This is a genomic window from Vibrio ishigakensis (assembly GCF_024347675.1).
In the GTDB taxonomy this organism is placed as follows: domain Bacteria; phylum Pseudomonadota; class Gammaproteobacteria; order Enterobacterales; family Vibrionaceae; genus Vibrio; species Vibrio ishigakensis.
Genome location: NZ_AP024882.1, coordinates 1,308,426 through 1,324,247 on the forward strand (window position 1 = coordinate 1,308,426; position 15,822 = coordinate 1,324,247).

Here is a 15,822-nt window from a genome sequence, read left to right on the forward strand (position 1 = left end):
AGGAAACTGGCCTTTTTTGTCTCGAGATAATTAAGATGAAAATGACTAATTTTAAGGGTTTTTGCGCCTTATTGGCGGCTATTGCCCTAGCTGGTTGTGCCCAACCATATCCGGAAATTGAAGCTGGTTTTGAATCCAACTGGCAAAGCCAAGACTATCAGGCAGATGTGTATTTAATCCCAGACTCAAATGAGGCTATTGCGCGCCGTGTTCAACTGGTACGTAATGCAAAAAGCAGTGTCGATATGACCTACTTTTCTTGGGAAAAGGACACATTAGGTCTGATGCTGTTTAACGAACTCAAGCACGCAGCTGATCGTGGGGTTCATGTACGTCTAACCTTGGATGACCTGCTTGTATTCAATGATAAGTGGTTATCGGAAATCAGCACCCATGAAAATATCGAGGTGAAGATCTTTAACCCGTTTAATTCGCGAAAAATGGGCTGGATAGGACGCGCTGGTGACTTCTTATCAAACCAGAAAGACCTAGATAATCGACTGCATGAGAAGTATTTCAATGTCGATCATCAATACATGATTTTGGGCGGCCGTAACATAGGTGATGACTACTTTGGCTATAGCAAACAAGCAAACTTCTTTGATATGGATGTGCTGTTTAAAGGTGAGGTAATCGAGGCATTCCATCTGAACTATGAGTCTCTTTGGAACAGTGAACATCTAGTCCCAATGCAAGACTTGGTAAAGTCTAAAGATGGTGCGTTTGATAAGGCGCTCAAGAAAGCAAAACTAGATGAGTCTGACATCGTAAAGCGTGTGGAGCGAAAGGTTGCGCAGTTAGCTGAGCCAGAGTTCATCCATACCGAGGCAACGCCTGTGTTCGATTCGATAGAGAAGCTGAACGACAACAAGCCGTACTTTAGAACCCGAGCGGAGCAAACAGTAGAGAATGAACTTTCAAAGGCGAATGAGGTGATCATCTCAACACCTTATGTTGTGCCACATGACGGCGAGTTTCATGTGATAGATAGGCTTAGAGAGCAGGGCAGTAATGTAACACTGCTGACTAACTCATCGGCTTCGAATGATTCAGGTTTTATTCCTGCTTACTATGAGAAGCACAGGCAGACTTTGTTAAACAAAGGGGTCAACATCTACGAGTACCGTGATTCCGCTAAAAACAAGGATCACTACTTCCATGTTGATACCTACTATCACAATAAGACGCTGATCATAGATAACAAGCTGACATTTATCGGTTCATCAAACTTTGACCCAAGATCGGACTTCCTGAACATCGAGTTTGGTTTGTTCGTGCAAAGTGAAGAGTTTGCAAAGCAAGTTGAGGCTTACCTACTCAGTGAAAAGGAGCAGCTTTTCTGGAGTGTTTCTCATAATGAACAAGGTGATACCGAGTGGCAAAGTGGAGATGAGGTTCGAACCAAAAATCCTAACTACAGTAGCTGGAATAAACTTCCTGATAGCATCTTTAGAAAGATGAATGGTGAGTTTGAGCTTTAATAAACAAATGCCCCGAACATTGTCGGGGCATTTTCCTAAGTGAGTAGACTTACTTGAACTCAGTCTCTGGGTCTACTGGAATGAAGTCTGTGATACGAGCACGTGGGTCGTCATCAAGCCATTCCTGAGTCGGAGAGTAGGTACGGAACAAGATGTTGAAGCCTTTGCCTTCGCGTGTCTGTACCCAGTTGTTTTCCCAACCTTTTGGCGCTTCTGCTGAGAAATAGATGGTTGTTGTACCATCTTTGTTTACTCGCAGTCCTTTTTGTAGGCCGTCTACGCCAGCTTTACGTTGCTCTGTTTCTAGCATTGAGCGTGTCTGGTTGTCATAAATCATGAATGACCAGAACTTCTCAGCAATCTTCATGGATGGAATGATTACCTTATAGGTCTTATTACCATCTAGTGAGTCACCATTGATATCACGAGCGCCAACTAGGTAGTCGGAACCACGACCCGCGGTTGTCGTCTTCATTGCAGGTGTAATACCCGTTGCCATGAAGTGGAAGATAGCGCGGTTCTCTTCGTGAATAACGCCGTTCTCATTCTTAAATTCGTGGCCATCGACCAGCGGAGTGAAGTAGTTGCGATCATCCCAGCGAGGACGCGTCTTGTTAGGGTCATGATACGCAGAGCGGATATCCGCAGTCGCAATCTTAGCCGCTTCTTCAAGGATGCGTTGCATACGCTCATCTGGGTTAAACTCTTTGCCTTTCTCAATGCCGATTGCTTGAGCCATAGATAGCCATTCTGGGTCAAATACCTCGGTTGGCTCGTACTGGATCAAGGTATTGATCTCATCATAGAACTCATGGTTCATTGCGTGAACAGTGTTGTATTTCACGTCTGTCATGTTGATGAAGTTGGTATTTGGCTTCTCACCGTATGGGTGTAGCGTAATGGTATCTTTTAGAGCCTGAACATCTTTATCTAGGTTCTCTGGAGTTGTGATTACACGAGCAAGTAACCAGTGCTGATAACCCTTGGTCTCAATGTGAATGTAACCCTCAGGTAGCTCGCCTTTGTAGCTAGTGTGGTAGATAAAGTACTTACCGCCTGTACCCTGATCTTCTGGGTTGGTCACGCCGATGTTGCCAACAAATTTGAACGCAGCATCATCTAGTAAGCCTAGAAGAGGTGTGCCAATGTTTAGCACTACAGGGCCATTTTTAACGTCAATCTCACCGGTAACATAAGGGGTGGTGGTGTTTGCCGTTAGCCAAATAGAGTGTGCGTTAAGCAGATTGTCAGAAATACCGATAGTGCGGTTTGGCTCAATGCCGATCCTTTCATGTCCGGTTAGTAGACCTTGAATCGACGCAACTGGAATACCTGATTTGAACACACGAAAAGCGGTTGCTACATCAGCAAAGTCTTCAGCTTTTTGAATAGTTTCTTGGGTAGGAACACCGTCTTTATATTCTAGGTCACCAACATAAATAGACTCTACGCTATCTGGGGTGATGATTGATTGCGGTACGTCGGCTTCATAGACTTTTGCGAGCACTGACGTTGAAAGTAATGTAGCGGTAATTGCGGTAGCAATAGTGTGCAGTTTCATGTGGTTGACCTTTTAAGCTTCAATTTCATTAATTCGCCTGCTGTTATGGTCCGTTCCAAGTTTTAGAACACTTCCAAGAATCAAAGGCGATGAGTGATAGAGTCCAATCACTTCAAGAAGGCATTGGTTGTTCAAATCCGTGAACCGCCCGCTAACTCGAACATCTGAGTATTTCGGTTACGAGTGTTTTGAACAGTCAAGCTAGTGAATGTCAGTAGCTCAACTGTTCGAGAGAGAATACCCATTGAAGAAATAGAAATGAAACGACTTATATTCATACTAGATTATGCGTAAATAGAATAATTGTGGGTGGTGGATTCTTTAGGAGTAGGGGGCACGTTCTGTCTTAGGCTCAGTGCAGAGTTAGTCTTTGGATAATCTGCTTTGATTAAGTTGGGTGAGCTTATTTCTTACCATGCTCGGAGCTCAAACTACACTTTCTACAGTCATCAAAAATGCCTATTTCGGAACTCGTTGAATGTTTCTGATTGTTTAAATGACGAAGTTAAAACAAAAATTATAAGGGGAGCATGTATGGACATGACAATCTGGCTGGCTTATGTGGCAACAGTCTTAGTATTAATAAGTACCCCAGGTCCCAGTCAGATCCTTATGCTTTCAAATAGTATGGGGAATGGTTTTAGTCGTTCACTCTATACTGCCGCCGGTGACCTGACGGCGAATTTTATCCAGATGATTATAGCCTCGGTAGGCCTTGTCAGCGTTATAGCCAACTCGCAAGAGTTTTTTACTGTCGTGAAATGGGGCGGTGTAGCCTATCTTGTCTACTTGGGACTTAGTCGGATATTCAGTCGCGGCAAAAGTGCACTTGGCAAAGGGGCGCAGAAGTCTAAAACATCTCTTTATTGGCAAGGCTTTATTACCTCCGCTGCTAACCCAAAAGCCGTAATCTTTTTTGCGGCACTGTTTCCACAGTTCATCAATACAGAGGGAAACTTGTTACTCCAATTTGGCGTATTGAGTAGCACCTACCTACTCATGGATGGGTTGTTTTTGTGTTGCTATGGAAAGTTTGCGGTATGGATAAGCCAAAAGGCCGTTCCCAGCATGCGAAATAGTTTAGATAAGGTTTCAGGGAGTTGCTTGATACTGGCGGCATTCCTTTTAGGGCTAAAAGAGGTGAAGTAAATGAAAGACCTCGAAGGGCGTTAGCGTGTTCTATCATTTGTTCACAGCCTTGAACTCCGCTTAATTGATAACGATTTAGCGTCAACCTGTATTGAGTCTTACTTTATATGAAACCTTCTTTTATTGCCCTCCTCTTAGGCCTTCTAACGCTAAGTCTGGTTTACAATTACTTTGATGAACGTGTCATAGAGGTGCCTGTTGTGGTTCCTGTAGCGGAAGGTGGAGCCCCAAATATTCAGCTAGGTACACGTCCATATTTCTTGATTGATGATATGGATGAGGGCGTTCTCAAGACGGCGCTCGAGCAGTGTGCTGATGGTCCATTTTATCGTACTGACTTTTCCATTGGCCACCGTGGCGCGCCACTTCAGTATCCAGAGCATACACGAGAGTCCTATATTGCCGCCGCAAGAATGGGGGCGGGGATGCTTGAGTGCGATGTCACCTTTACAGCCGATAAAGAGTTGGTTTGTCGTCACTCGCAATGTGACTTGCATACAACCACCAATATCCTAGCTACAGAATTGGCGAGTAAATGCTCTGTGCCTTTCATGCCCGCTGATTTAGAAAAAGGAACGCGAGCACAAGCCAAGTGCTGTACCAATGACATTACCTTGGCGGAGTTTAAAACTCTGCAAGGCAAGATGGATGGAGCCAATTGGCAAGCAAAGAATGTTGAAGATTTTATGGGTGGAACGCCGAATTGGCGAACTGATCTAAATGCCTCAAACGGCACTTTGATGACTCACGCGGAGAGCATCGCTTTGTTTCAAAAACTTGGCACAAAAATGATCCCAGAGCTGAAGTCGCCGCAAGTATCTATGCCATACAAAGGATTTACCCAGCAAGACTATACCAAAAAGTTGATTGATGAATATGTTGAGGCTGGTGTGGTTCCTGGCGATGTGTGGCCGCAATCATTTAATTTGGCTGATGTTGAATACTGGATTGAGCATCATCCAGATTTTGGAGAGCAGGCGGTCTATTTAGAGGGACGATATAGCGACCCAAACTTCAAATACGATCAGCCAGAAACTTGGAACCCATCAATGGAGCAATTGGCAGACAGCGGCATTAAGGTTGTCGCTCCGCCACTGTGGATGCTAGTGACTTTAGATAAAGCCAATAATATCGTTCCCTCGATCTACACAAAAATGGCTAAAGCAGCAGGCTTAGAACTGATTGCGTGGACACTAGAGCGCTCAGGGCCTTTAAAGGACGGCGGCGGTTGGTATTACCGAACCATCACTGAGGTTATCAATAATGAGGGTGATCAAGTAGAGTTATTACATGTACTGGCTGAAGATGTAGGTGTGATAGGCGTGTTTTCTGATTGGCCTGCCACAACAAGTTACTATGCCAGTTGTATGAGGATGCCTGCGAGTTTGTAAGTGATAAATCCTAAAAGCAGGCTGCAGTGACTTTTAAAAACAACTTCAAATCTGAGAGTAACCAAGGTTTCCTTAATCGTGAAAACTCTTGGCTACTCGGAGAGCTAATAGATTTGAAATTCAGCTTATTTGACAATGCTCGCGTTCAATTCGGCTAGTTTTAGTGCATCACCTATGCGAATCACTTTAAGCTCTTGCTTCACCATAACATCGAAGTTTTCGTTGGTTTTGGACTTAGCTTTCCAGTTCACAACGTAAGAAACAGTCCAGCCTGACTTTTGGTTACCTTGAACGTCCATACTGGTGATGCTGTGGCTATTCCAAATGATGTTGTCAGTTACACCTTGATACCAAGCGAGAAAGTCCTCAATCGATGTGATAGGTGTGGTATCTGGATATTGCATCTTAACTGGCAGTGCAATGCGATTAACGAAGTAACCAGATTCACGTTGATGGTCAAATGCAGCAAACCACTGATAAACAAAACTTTTCACATCATTTTCACTCATTTCATAGCGAGCTTTTGCATCGTATGTTTCACTCAGAGTGGTTAGATCATTGTTTGCATGTACTGCGGTAGCCATAAAAAATAAGCTGAGAATAAGAGCGCGAATTTGTTTTTTCATCATGATGACCAACCCTATCATTTAGCAGAGAAATATTGAGCAAAGCTATCCATGTAAATTAGATAGCTTGCAATGCTTCGTTGTGCATATTGTCGGTGAGGACAGCGATAACCTATAGCCTAATGTTGGTTACTCTATAGATAACCAAAGGTTAATGATCTCAGTAGAGTGGGTAAGAGTTTTTATGCTACCCCAAATCAATAAAGAACTATTCGCCCACATAGCCATCCCAGCCTTTTTTATTCACGAAGTCTACGAGTTTCTCAGGGCGGTAACTTGAATCGGCTAGGTAACGCGCTTTGACGCTAGGATGAATCAGTAAGGTTTTACCATTTGCGGAGAGGTTTCTGGCTTTGGCTTTCTTGGCACGATAGATATGGTTTCTCGATTCGTGAAGTTCAGCTAGTTCGGTGGCAGAATCGGCTTGCTTGAGTTGCCTTATAAGATGAGCATCTAAAATTAAGCCATGTGCTTGAGCCTCTTTCATCATCCAAGAGAGTGGAGTATTTGAGGCCATCAATTTTCTACCTTTATCGGGAGCATAGGAACCGCCAACGTCACAGTGAACGCCACTAAACCAAACCTGTTTGAGGTCCGTTCCTGAACGGGGTTTCCAAATGGTTGGTTCGAAATCCACACGCTTTTCGTCTATTGCTAGTGCATGTCGAGCGATAGTGACGTTAGAGCCCATCTTGGTGTCGTAAAACTCATCTTTCCTATCGAAAAATCCTAAGAAACTAAAAGGGATGCCCAACGCGCCCACCGTATCCCAGACACCAACAAAATGAACTCGATTGCTGGCATGGCTGTACTTTTGTTTAAAAGCGAGGGCGCTTTCTCCTTTGGGGGCATCGGCAATCTCTTCGCTCTTATACATGTTCCAAGCTTGCTCAATACGGTTGGCATCTTTGCGGTTTAAGATGCCACAATTATTGATAAGTCCACACAGTGCTCGAACCGTGTAGGCCCCACGACTAAACCCGAATAAGTAGATATTGTCGTCTTTATTGTAGTTTTGAACTAGGTATCGATATCCATCTTTAATGTTTTTGTGCAGGCCAGCGCCAGTGATGCCAGCAGACATATTGTCATGATAGGAACCAATTCCCCAGTCATAGAAAACATGTTGTGTTATCTCATCTTTCTCGGGTGTGATGGCTCGTGCAAGCCTAAGTACATTGGTAGGAGTGTCTTTTTTTATGTCTTTTTCGGGGCGATTCCAGGTGCCATCTGCGCAAATAATGATGTTGGCCATAGATCAGTTCCTTACCGTGGTAGGGCGTACTTTCATCGGACCGCAAAATCGATACAACCGCCGAAGGGTTTGATGCGCAGAGTTTAGTAAAGGATATAGGTGGCGACAAACTGAGTACTAATATAGCTAGAACTGAGTGCCAATGGAAAAGTGAACACGAAACTCATCTTTTGCTGGCTCATCAAGGGCATAGGCTAGGTCAAGTTTGATAGGTACATACTTAGACTTCCATACTAGGCTTACTCCAGTGCCACGCTTGGCATCGAACTCTTTATCGAAGGCGTCACCAACATCGAAAAATGCACCCAGCCAAAAGGGCTCCAAGATTCTATATTGGTACTCGAATCCGGCTGTAAATAGGTAGCGTCCGCCGGTCAATTCACCTGCTTCATTTTTTGGAGATATTGCTTCGTAGCCGTATCCTCGAACACTGCCATCTCCACCTGCAAAGAAACGCAACGATGACGGCACTTCGCTCAGAGAGTCCGTGATATTCATGCCTATGTTCGAGCGAAAGTGGAATTTTTGCGAATCTGTAATTGACCATGAAAAGGCAGTATTGCCACGTAACCTTAATATCTGCGCATCAGAGAACAGTTGGGTATCAGAGTATTCCAAAGAGTAAAAGTGCTTCTGTTCAATATCATGCCAATGCTCGCTTTGTTCCAGCATAGAGAACGCAATTCCGGGCATTAGAAGCTTAGAGTGATCCTCGTCCGAGGCTTGCTGATACTTTTCATTAAGGTAGCGCAGATAAACAGTCGTTTGCCATTCTTCACCAAGTTTCCAGTGGCGTTCAAAAGTAAGGTTATTCGCCAGACTTTGGGTGTCGCGATAGTCTACATGCGTTGTTTCAAACTGAACCCCATAGTATTCGTCCAACACGTTTTCTGTAGGGATGGTGTATCCCAATGACAGCGCTTGTTCTGGTTTGGAGAGCTTTACTTTGGCATCAAAGCTATGCCCGTGGCTGTTGTACCAAGGTTGGCTCCAATTAAGTGAAGCTCGCAGGCCAATATCCGTGGCATATCCGCCGCCGACCTCTACGATCTTCTTTGCTTTAGGCTCAACTATCACCTCAATTGGCACTTCAAGATCGGAATTAGCCTGATCTTGTCTAGGGGTAATAACAACACCCTTGAACCAGTTGGTTTCAAGTAGCTTGGAATGAAATTCACCAAGTTGTTTACTATCAAGATAACTTCCTTTTTTGAAAGTCTCGAGAGAGTGCATGCGCTTTTCATCAATAGGGCTATTAACAAAGCTGACTTCGCCAAACTTGTATCTTGGACCACTATCAAAATGGATTATCACATTGGCACTGTTGTCACTCGGCGCGACCTCAAGACGGCTTTTTGTAATCTTGGCATCTAGATAACCTCTTTGATTAGACAGGTTGTGTAGTCGACTTTTGAAGTCTTCATAGGCTTGGTGATCCAGTCCTTCGCCTTCCGCTAGTGAGCGCTGTTTGATTAGCTTATTAAACTCAGGATCTGTTGTGGCCGACCCACTGATCACTATGTCTGTGTGAGCGATTGTGACACGTTCGCCTTTAGTGATTTCTAAGGTGAGTTTACTGGTGCTTTTGGCGGTGATTTTAGAGGCGGAATGATAGTAACCAAAAGGCATCATGGCTGAGTTTATTAGAGTCTGAACTTGGTTGGATTTAATGTCTCTAACTGCAACGTTTTCCAATGGGGCAAGGTGAGCTTGAAGGTTTTGTTCAAGTTTTTTGGGGACGCCAACAATCACAAACTCTGCACTTAAGACAGAGCTTGATAGGAGCATAAGCAAACCAGAAAGCAGCTTAACGATAATTGTTTTGGAAATGTGGGCGCACGCATTCATGCGCTTAACTTAACTTAAGGCATGAAATTTAATTAATCGCTTTTGTCGGATCATTCCCATCATAAGTAAATCTATGGATAGATTTCGTCAGGTCATATGGAGTATGAAAATAATTTTGAAGGATTTGATCCATCATAAGCGAGTATGGAATCCTTATGTTCGGGTTTAATCTACGCCTGAGCCTAAAAGCTGTTTTAAGTTTTTGTAACCTGGTGGATTTACTTGTAAATCCCTTAGTCTCATTTCTTAATTTTGTTGGACGTTTGAGACAGCCCCGAAAGTGAACCGGGGCTTTTTTTTAAGCGTTGGAAAGTTGAAGTGTATGGGTGACGCCGGCGTCGGCTACAAATTCAATATCATGGCTTATCAAAATAAACGCGCCTCGGTAGCTTTTGAGTACAGAAGCCAACAACAGTTTTGAGTCTAAATCTAAGTGGTTGTCAGGCTCATCTAGTAGCAACAGAGACTGCTCTGGTTGGTGGCTAACTATCAGGACAGCCAGTTTCATCTTTTCTCCGCCACTTAACTCGTTGGCCTTTCGATACACTGACTCTCTCCTAAATCCAATACCTGCTAACAAGGTTCTGGCATCTTCTTGTCGCATCCCAGTACATAGCACAATGAGGTTTTGCAGTAGAGTTTTATTAGGTATCAATAGACTGAAGTGTTGATCCAGATAATAAACCGAGGTGTTAAGTCTTACCTCTCCCGAGCGCAACTTTTGTTTTCCTAACAGTACGTTTAACAGCGTTGATTTGCCACTTCCATTTTGGCCGCTAAGATGGAGCTTGCTTTTGCTATCTAAGGTTAGGTTGATTGGTTCGGTGGTACCGAAAGGCAATCGCCCCTCACTTATCTGAATCAGGCATTTATTTACCTGAGTAATACTGTCTAAATGTAACTTTTGAGCCTTTAATTCCTCATGTCTTGTCGCAAGATTTTGTTTTTCTTGGGAGAGTAGGTCACGGCGGCTGTTTTCATTCTTAACTCGGGTCGCAGCTGAAGATTCCGCACCACTACGCATAGCATTTAGTAGGATCTTTGGTTGTCCGCCGCGGGCTCTGATTTTATTGCCTTGGGATTGTCGTTGCTGTGCTTTTTCCCTGTTTCTTTGGGCTTGTCTTTCGAGTTGGGCTTGTTGATTGGTAATGTTTTTTAGCTGTTTTTCGACTGCGACCGTTTGCAGAGATTTTTGCTTTGTAAAGAAGTCAAAGTTTCCTCCATATTGAGTCAGCCCCAGGCTAGAGAGTTCCCAAATTTGCTCCATCTGCCTCAGTAGTTCTCTGTCGTGGCTGATCAACAAGACTTTGCCTTCGAAGTGGTTAATCTTTTCCTTCAGCCAAGCTTTACCCTTGGTATCTAGATGGTTCGAAGGCTCGTCTAGTAGAAGGATGTCGGGATTTTTATTAAACAAGACCCAAAGCTGCAGTCTTGAGAGCTCGCCACCGCTCAGATATTTACACTGAAGGTCCAAGTCCTTTGGTAAGCCTTGGCGGTTAAGCTCTTCATGTAGCCTAGCTTCAATATCCCAATCATCTCCAATGATATCGAACCATTTAGGGTCGTATTCACCAGATTCAATCATGCTGATTGCTTCTAGAGTCTCGTTCACTTTTAGAAACTCAGCGATACTGAGCTCACCCTCTATGAGTTCGGATTGCAACTGCTTATAACTTGCAATTGTGGCGTCGGTTGTGACACTGCCTATCGTAGGTGTTAGGTCTCCAATTAGAATTGATCCTAAAATTGATTTTCCGGTTCCGTTGCGACCGACAAGGCCGGTTTTACGCGCATGCAGAGAGCACGAGATTCTCTCAAATAAGGTTTCACCGTTTGCGAAGTGATAGCTGATATTGTGTGCGTGAAGTGCAGGCATAGTTACCTCCTGTTATTCAGGGGCAGCTAGGCATAGCTAGATAGCGGACACATGTGTCCGAAATTCTTGTAAATAAGTTGTATAAGGTCGAGAAGCTACGCCTACTAACCCTGTGTATCAAATAAAATGTGAGAGTTTGATAACAGGCATTAGTTGTTCATCGTGGCGCAGTCTCCTTGGGGAATGTTGGCGCTAGAATAATCAGTTGCTGAGTGCTTTTCAAGCATCTTTGGTAAATTCGCATCCAGAGCTAGAGTTAGTTAACATAATGTTTTTCCATCGCTTATCACTCGCATGACTTACAAAGAACAACTTCGCTCAGAGCTTATCGAAATCCTTACAACGCAACGTCAAAATGCACTTGCCGCTGCTGATAGTGCTCATGATGACGCGACTCATGAACAGAGCGTAGCAGAGACTCAGTACGATACCGTTGGACTTGAGGCCGCGTACCTCGCGCATGGTCAATCACAGCGAGTGGCCGATTGCGACATGATGATAAATCGCATCAAGGCGCTTAGCCTAAGAGACTTTGAGTCAGAAGATGAGATTGTTTTAGGTGCACTAGTGACACTTGATACCAAGATGACTTGTTGGTTTCTCCCTGTATGCGGAGGTATCAAACTCGACTCGGGCAAGGTGGTTGTGATCACCCCTCAATCTCCACTTGGTGAGATGTTAGATGGGGCTGAGGAAGGGGAAATTCTCGACGATGGTAGAGAAATCGTTGAGGTTAGATAGCAAGATCAGAAAGAGCACCCTAGGTTGCTCTTTTGCTTTATAAGCTCTCTGATATCATCTGACTGTATTTTTTTAGTGTCTCTTGCAGTTCAAGCATGCGTTCATCTGGCATGAAAGGGGCAATACTGGTGACTGATATAGCGGCAATAATGTTGTTGTACTTGTTGCGAATTGGCACAGCGACACAGCGCACTAGCTCTTCGTTGTCTTCAAGGTCGTAGCTGTAGTCACCCTTGGAGTATTCTTGCATACGTCCTAGCATTTCGTTCAGGTCGAGATGTTTTTCTTTCTTAATAAGGCGTTGCCATTCCATTTTGGGCATATCGAGCATTAGGGATTTTCCTATGCCAGTGCCAGCCAGAGAAAGGCGGTCACCAATGCGAGATCTCAACTCGATTGGCCGCGAGCCAGATACTTTGTCTAGATAAAAAATATGGTCTTCATCTTTGATGCCAAGGTGAACCGTTTCTTTGGTCTCTTCTGCTAGTTCACACAAGAATGGATGAGCAATTTCCTTAAGAGGCATATCTGTCTGCGCGCGGTTTCCAAGTTGGATCATCTTGGTTCCTAACACCAGACCTATTCCCTTGACCTCGCGAATATATCGCTCATTTATCAAGCCTTGCAAAATGCGATGTACCGTAGATTTCGGTAGTTCAGTATCTTCACAGATAGCCTTTAGTTGGCGGTGTCCATTGGCGATGGAATCGATAACGGCAAAGGCTTTGTATAGGGCTTGATTGCCTTGGTTACTGCTCATGTATTTACTCGGAGAATGATTGATGTGGCTAAACTATCGTAAATCTATGCAACTGGAGGTGATTAGAATCACAATTCCTTATGGCGGAGAAAGAGTGCCATAATGTGGGAAAAGTGAGAGGCAAACTAATACCTCTCTAACTTAAAAGGGGCACGAACCCTATAGAGCTCGGGTGGTACGGGTTAGATAAAAGTAATCATCGAGCGCGTAGCGAGAACAATCGCACCCAAGACCAGATTGCTTGATACCAAGGTGCGGTAGGTTAATTCCATATTTAACCCCATTGATTTGTACTTCACCAAACTCGAGTCGCGAAGCTATGAGGCTAGATCGATTCATATCCTGCGAGAATACGTAGGAGGCAAGGCCAGTATCGGTAGCGTTTACAAGTTCTAGCATCTCGTCTTGGTCTTGATATTCCATAATGCTGATCACTGGACCAAATATTTCTTCTTGGTAGATCTCCATAGATGGAGTTACTCGATCGATAATCGTAGGTGGATAAAAAGCGCCTGGCTTGCCTGACGTTATTTCGCCACCCGTTAGCATGTTTGCACCTTTATCAACGGCGTCTATAACTAGGTCATGGATTCGTTTTCGGGATCCTTTGTCGATGACTGGCCCCATGTCGATGTCACCGTCACGATCAAAACCAAGTTTAGTTTTATTGGCACGCTGTAAGACCTTTTCAGTAAACGCTTTTTTTACATCGGCGTGCACAAATACGCGGTTAGGTGCGACACATATCTGTCCGCTATTGCCAAATTTAAGTGCAGTTAGAATATCAGCTGCTAGGTGTAGATCGGCATCTTGGCAAACGATAAATGGAGTGTTGCCGCCAAGCTCCATAGAGTAGTGCTTGATACTGGTTGCGCCTGCTTGCATCACCTTAACGCCGGTGGCGATAGAACCGATAAGAGTCAGCATTCGCGGAATCGTTGACGAAGAAAGGTAGTTACCCACTAGGTTATCGTCTCCCGCAATCACGTTGACTACGCCTTCAGGTAGTCCAATTTGCTTGCAGGTCTCACCAATTAAGTAAGCGGACAGGGGAGCCTTTAGACTTGGTTTTAGAATAATCGGGCTACCACTTGCCATTGCAGGTCCTAGCTTAAAACCTAGGTTAAGTAGAGGGAAGTTCCACGATAGGTAAGCAACCACAACCCCAATAGGTTTGTGATTAAGGGTATGAGCGTGTGTGCCTTCTATGTCCGAGATGGTAGGTGGGGTGTACCTTTTTATCTCTTCAGAATAAAAGTCGAGGCTAGCTATTAATGAGTCAAAGTCTTCTTTGGTTCCCGCCCAGGTTTTACCCGTTTCTATATGTACAGCTTGACGAAGCGCTTCTTCTTGTTCGGCTAACGCCGCTCGGAGCTTTTTCATCCAAGCAATACGCTCAGAAAGCGGTAGTGAACCCCAAGATGTTTCTGCTCGTTTGGCGGCTTGTAAGGTTTGCTCGGCAATGCTTTGGTTTGCGATGTAAACCGAGCCGACTTCTAAGTCGGTTGCGGGGCAGACTACTGTAAAGAGGTCTTCGCTCTCGATTGCTTTTCCACCGATATACATATTTAGCTTGTTCATAATGATTAGTGCTCATGCAATATTGTTCGTTAATGAGCGCTACCTTATAGCTTCCTCTCTCAGGATTTTGTGACCTTAAACCACGTTCTACTGATTGAAATAAAGCTCCCAGATTACGGAATTTAGCCCCTTGAGTGGAATTTCCCACATTGTGAGATATCAGCCTGAAAATAAACGAAAAAGTTTCATCTCGTGGGAATCTAGTGAGATTTAGCGGTTAATGCTTTTGCCACCAAAATAACCATGTTTTATTAGCTAATAATATTACCCATGCATTTCTTAGCCAAAGGGTTCGACCTATTAATACCTTGATGAGGTGAGGGTACTTTGGTTAGAGAGTGGCATACAGCGAAGAGGGGAAGCCCTCAATAACAAGGAACTTAAGATGTATAACTTTGATTTTTGCAATCCGACTCGCATCCTATTTGGTGAGGGTTCAGTAGATAAAATGGCTAAGTACATTCCAGCAGAGGCTAAGGTACTGGTGGTTTACGATTCAATTATCGAACAGATCGGCATTTTAGATAAGGTATTGGCCAAGGTTCCAAACCAAGTGATTAAGTTTGACAAGATCCAATCTAATCCAAAGTTTGAGATCCTGATGGAAGCGGTAGAGATGGTTCGTGAGCAAGGCCTAGACTTTATCCTTGCAGTAGGTGGGGGCTCTACCATGGATGGTGCTAAGTTCATTTCGATTGCGTCTCACAACAAGGCGTTTATCGGCAATGAAGCAGAGATCCTTCATATCACACCTATGGACGATGATCGCATTACCGAATCTATTCCGGTCGGCACAGTGGTGACGCTACCAGCGACGGGCTCTGAGATGAACCCACATGCCGTGATTAGCCATGGTGAGGACAAACTGGGTATCTCATCACCATTCGTGTATCCAAAGTTCTCAGTACTAGATCCAACTTATACTTATTCTCTTCCGCGTGGCCAAGTAGCTAACGGTATTGCAGATAGTTTTATTCATACCGCGGAGCAGTACGTCACTTATCCTGCTGAAGGACGTTTCCAAGACCGCACGGCAGAGGGCATCATGCGTACCTTGATCGAGGTGTCTGAGAAAACACTGAATGACCCAACAGATTATGATGCTCGCGCTAACCTGATGTGGTGCTCAACCATGGCGCTAAATGGTCTGATTGGTTCGGGCGTTCCACAAGATTTCGCTACCCACATGATTGGTCATGAGGTGACTTCGCTGTTCAATATTCCACATGCGCCAAGCCTTGTGATGATCATGCCTGCACTTTGGAGAGTGAGAAAAGAGCAGAAAGCAGCGAAACTAGTTCAGTTCGCAGAACGCGTTTGGGATATCACAGAAGGCAGTGATGACGAGAAGATCGACCTTGCGATTCAGAAGACCGAAGATTTCTTCCGTTCACTGGGTTTGAAAACACGTTTTTCTGATTACGGTTATCAGTTCTCGGATGTAGAGCCTGTGTTAACCCTATTAGAAAAGCATGACATGACTGCTTTGACTGAAACTAAGGATGTTGACTTGGTTTGGTCGAAGAAGATCTTAGAATCAGCGCTATAGGAGA

At 44.3% G+C, this 15,822-nt stretch carries 12 protein-coding genes; 5 read left to right on the top strand and 7 right to left on the bottom strand.

Annotated elements, in window-relative coordinates; genetic code table 11:
• The first annotated feature begins 35 nt into the window (after window positions 1-35).
• The gene (locus tag Pcarn_RS19760) at window positions 36-1,481 is read left to right on the top strand and encodes a phospholipase D family protein (protein ID WP_261836037.1); all 1,446 of its coding nucleotides are present in this window, start codon (window positions 36-38) and stop codon (window positions 1,479-1,481) included.
• 49 nt (window positions 1,482-1,530) lie between these two features.
• Here Pcarn_RS19760 and Pcarn_RS19765 read toward each other — a convergent pair whose 3' ends face one another.
• Window positions 1,531-3,042, bottom strand: a complete 1,512-nt coding sequence (locus Pcarn_RS19765; RefSeq protein ID WP_261836038.1) for a DUF1214 domain-containing protein — start codon at window positions 3,040-3,042, stop codon at window positions 1,531-1,533.
• 534 nt (window positions 3,043-3,576) lie between these two features.
• On the opposite strand from Pcarn_RS19765, the gene Pcarn_RS19770 reads away from it, so the two are divergent.
• Both Pcarn_RS19770 and Pcarn_RS19775 read left to right on the top strand, forming a co-directional pair.
• Window positions 3,577-4,191 carry a LysE family translocator gene (locus Pcarn_RS19770; protein ID WP_261836039.1) on the top strand — a complete coding sequence of 205 codons (615 nt, stop codon included), beginning with the start codon at window positions 3,577-3,579 and terminating at the stop codon, window positions 4,189-4,191.
• Window positions 4,192-4,298: 107 nt separating this feature from the next.
• Window positions 4,299-5,582 (top strand): glycerophosphodiester phosphodiesterase family protein, encoded by a 1,284-nt coding sequence (locus tag Pcarn_RS19775; protein ID WP_261836040.1) that lies wholly within the window; start codon window positions 4,299-4,301, stop codon window positions 5,580-5,582.
• A gap of 125 nt (window positions 5,583-5,707) precedes the next feature.
• On the opposite strand, the gene Pcarn_RS19780 is transcribed toward Pcarn_RS19775, so the two are convergent.
• From Pcarn_RS19780 to Pcarn_RS19795, 4 genes are all read right to left on the bottom strand, one after another.
• The gene (locus Pcarn_RS19780; protein WP_261836041.1) at window positions 5,708-6,211 is read right to left on the bottom strand and encodes a hypothetical protein; all 504 of its coding nucleotides are present in this window, start codon (window positions 6,209-6,211) and stop codon (window positions 5,708-5,710) included.
• A 205-nt stretch (window positions 6,212-6,416) separates the two neighbouring features.
• Window positions 6,417-7,463: a DUF2235 domain-containing protein gene (locus tag Pcarn_RS19785; RefSeq protein ID WP_261836042.1), complete on the bottom strand. Its 1,047-nt coding sequence runs from the start codon at window positions 7,461-7,463 to the stop codon at window positions 6,417-6,419.
• A gap of 126 nt (window positions 7,464-7,589) precedes the next feature.
• A complete protein-coding gene (locus tag Pcarn_RS19790) occupies window positions 7,590-9,251 on the bottom strand; it encodes an autotransporter assembly complex protein TamA (RefSeq protein ID WP_261836043.1) in 1,662 nt (553 codons plus the stop codon).
• A 358-nt stretch (window positions 9,252-9,609) separates the two neighbouring features.
• On the bottom strand, window positions 9,610-11,187 hold the full coding sequence (locus Pcarn_RS19795) for an ATP-binding cassette domain-containing protein (RefSeq protein ID WP_261836044.1): 1,578 nt from the start codon (window positions 11,185-11,187) through the stop codon (window positions 9,610-9,612).
• 294 nt (window positions 11,188-11,481) lie between these two features.
• Between Pcarn_RS19795 and Pcarn_RS19800 the strand changes: the two genes are divergently transcribed.
• Window positions 11,482-11,928 (top strand): hypothetical protein, encoded by a 447-nt coding sequence (locus tag Pcarn_RS19800; RefSeq protein WP_261836045.1) that lies wholly within the window; start codon window positions 11,482-11,484, stop codon window positions 11,926-11,928.
• Window positions 11,929-11,965: 37 nt separating this feature from the next.
• Here the strand turns inward: Pcarn_RS19800 and Pcarn_RS19805 are convergent, their stop codons facing one another.
• On the bottom strand, window positions 11,966-12,688 hold the full coding sequence (locus Pcarn_RS19805) for an IclR family transcriptional regulator (RefSeq protein ID WP_261836046.1): 723 nt from the start codon (window positions 12,686-12,688) through the stop codon (window positions 11,966-11,968).
• Between the two features lie 159 nt (window positions 12,689-12,847).
• Entirely contained in the window at window positions 12,848-14,269 is a 1,422-nt protein-coding gene (locus tag Pcarn_RS19810; RefSeq protein ID WP_261836047.1) for an aldehyde dehydrogenase family protein, read from the bottom strand.
• A gap of 385 nt (window positions 14,270-14,654) precedes the next feature.
• On the opposite strand from Pcarn_RS19810, the gene Pcarn_RS19815 reads away from it, so the two are divergent.
• Window positions 14,655-15,818, top strand: a complete 1,164-nt coding sequence (locus Pcarn_RS19815; RefSeq protein WP_261836048.1) for an iron-containing alcohol dehydrogenase — start codon at window positions 14,655-14,657, stop codon at window positions 15,816-15,818.
• Window positions 15,819-15,822: the final 4 nt, after the last annotated feature.

What these genes read in the sequence shown, in the direction of transcription:
- Pcarn_RS19760 (WP_261836037.1), top strand. Translation starts at nt 36, where the DNA reads ATGAAAATGACTAATTTTAAGGGTTTTTGCGCCTTATTGGCGGCTATT.
- Pcarn_RS19765 (WP_261836038.1), bottom strand. Translation starts at nt 3,042, where the DNA reads ATGAAACTGCACACTATTGCTACCGCAATTACCGCTACATTACTTTCA.
- Pcarn_RS19770 (WP_261836039.1), top strand. Translation starts at nt 3,577, where the DNA reads ATGGACATGACAATCTGGCTGGCTTATGTGGCAACAGTCTTAGTATTA.
- Pcarn_RS19775 (WP_261836040.1), top strand. Translation starts at nt 4,299, where the DNA reads ATGAAACCTTCTTTTATTGCCCTCCTCTTAGGCCTTCTAACGCTAAGT.
- Pcarn_RS19780 (WP_261836041.1), bottom strand. Translation starts at nt 6,211, where the DNA reads ATGATGAAAAAACAAATTCGCGCTCTTATTCTCAGCTTATTTTTTATG.
- Pcarn_RS19785 (WP_261836042.1), bottom strand. Translation starts at nt 7,463, where the DNA reads ATGGCCAACATCATTATTTGCGCAGATGGCACCTGGAATCGCCCCGAA.
- Pcarn_RS19790 (WP_261836043.1), bottom strand. Translation starts at nt 9,251, where the DNA reads ATGCTCCTATCAAGCTCTGTCTTAAGTGCAGAGTTTGTGATTGTTGGC.
- Pcarn_RS19795 (WP_261836044.1), bottom strand. Translation starts at nt 11,187, where the DNA reads ATGCCTGCACTTCACGCACACAATATCAGCTATCACTTCGCAAACGGT.
- Pcarn_RS19800 (WP_261836045.1), top strand. Translation starts at nt 11,482, where the DNA reads ATGACTTACAAAGAACAACTTCGCTCAGAGCTTATCGAAATCCTTACA.
- Pcarn_RS19805 (WP_261836046.1), bottom strand. Translation starts at nt 12,688, where the DNA reads ATGAGCAGTAACCAAGGCAATCAAGCCCTATACAAAGCCTTTGCCGTT.
- Pcarn_RS19810 (WP_261836047.1), bottom strand. Translation starts at nt 14,269, where the DNA reads ATGAACAAGCTAAATATGTATATCGGTGGAAAAGCAATCGAGAGCGAA.
- Pcarn_RS19815 (WP_261836048.1), top strand. Translation starts at nt 14,655, where the DNA reads ATGTATAACTTTGATTTTTGCAATCCGACTCGCATCCTATTTGGTGAG.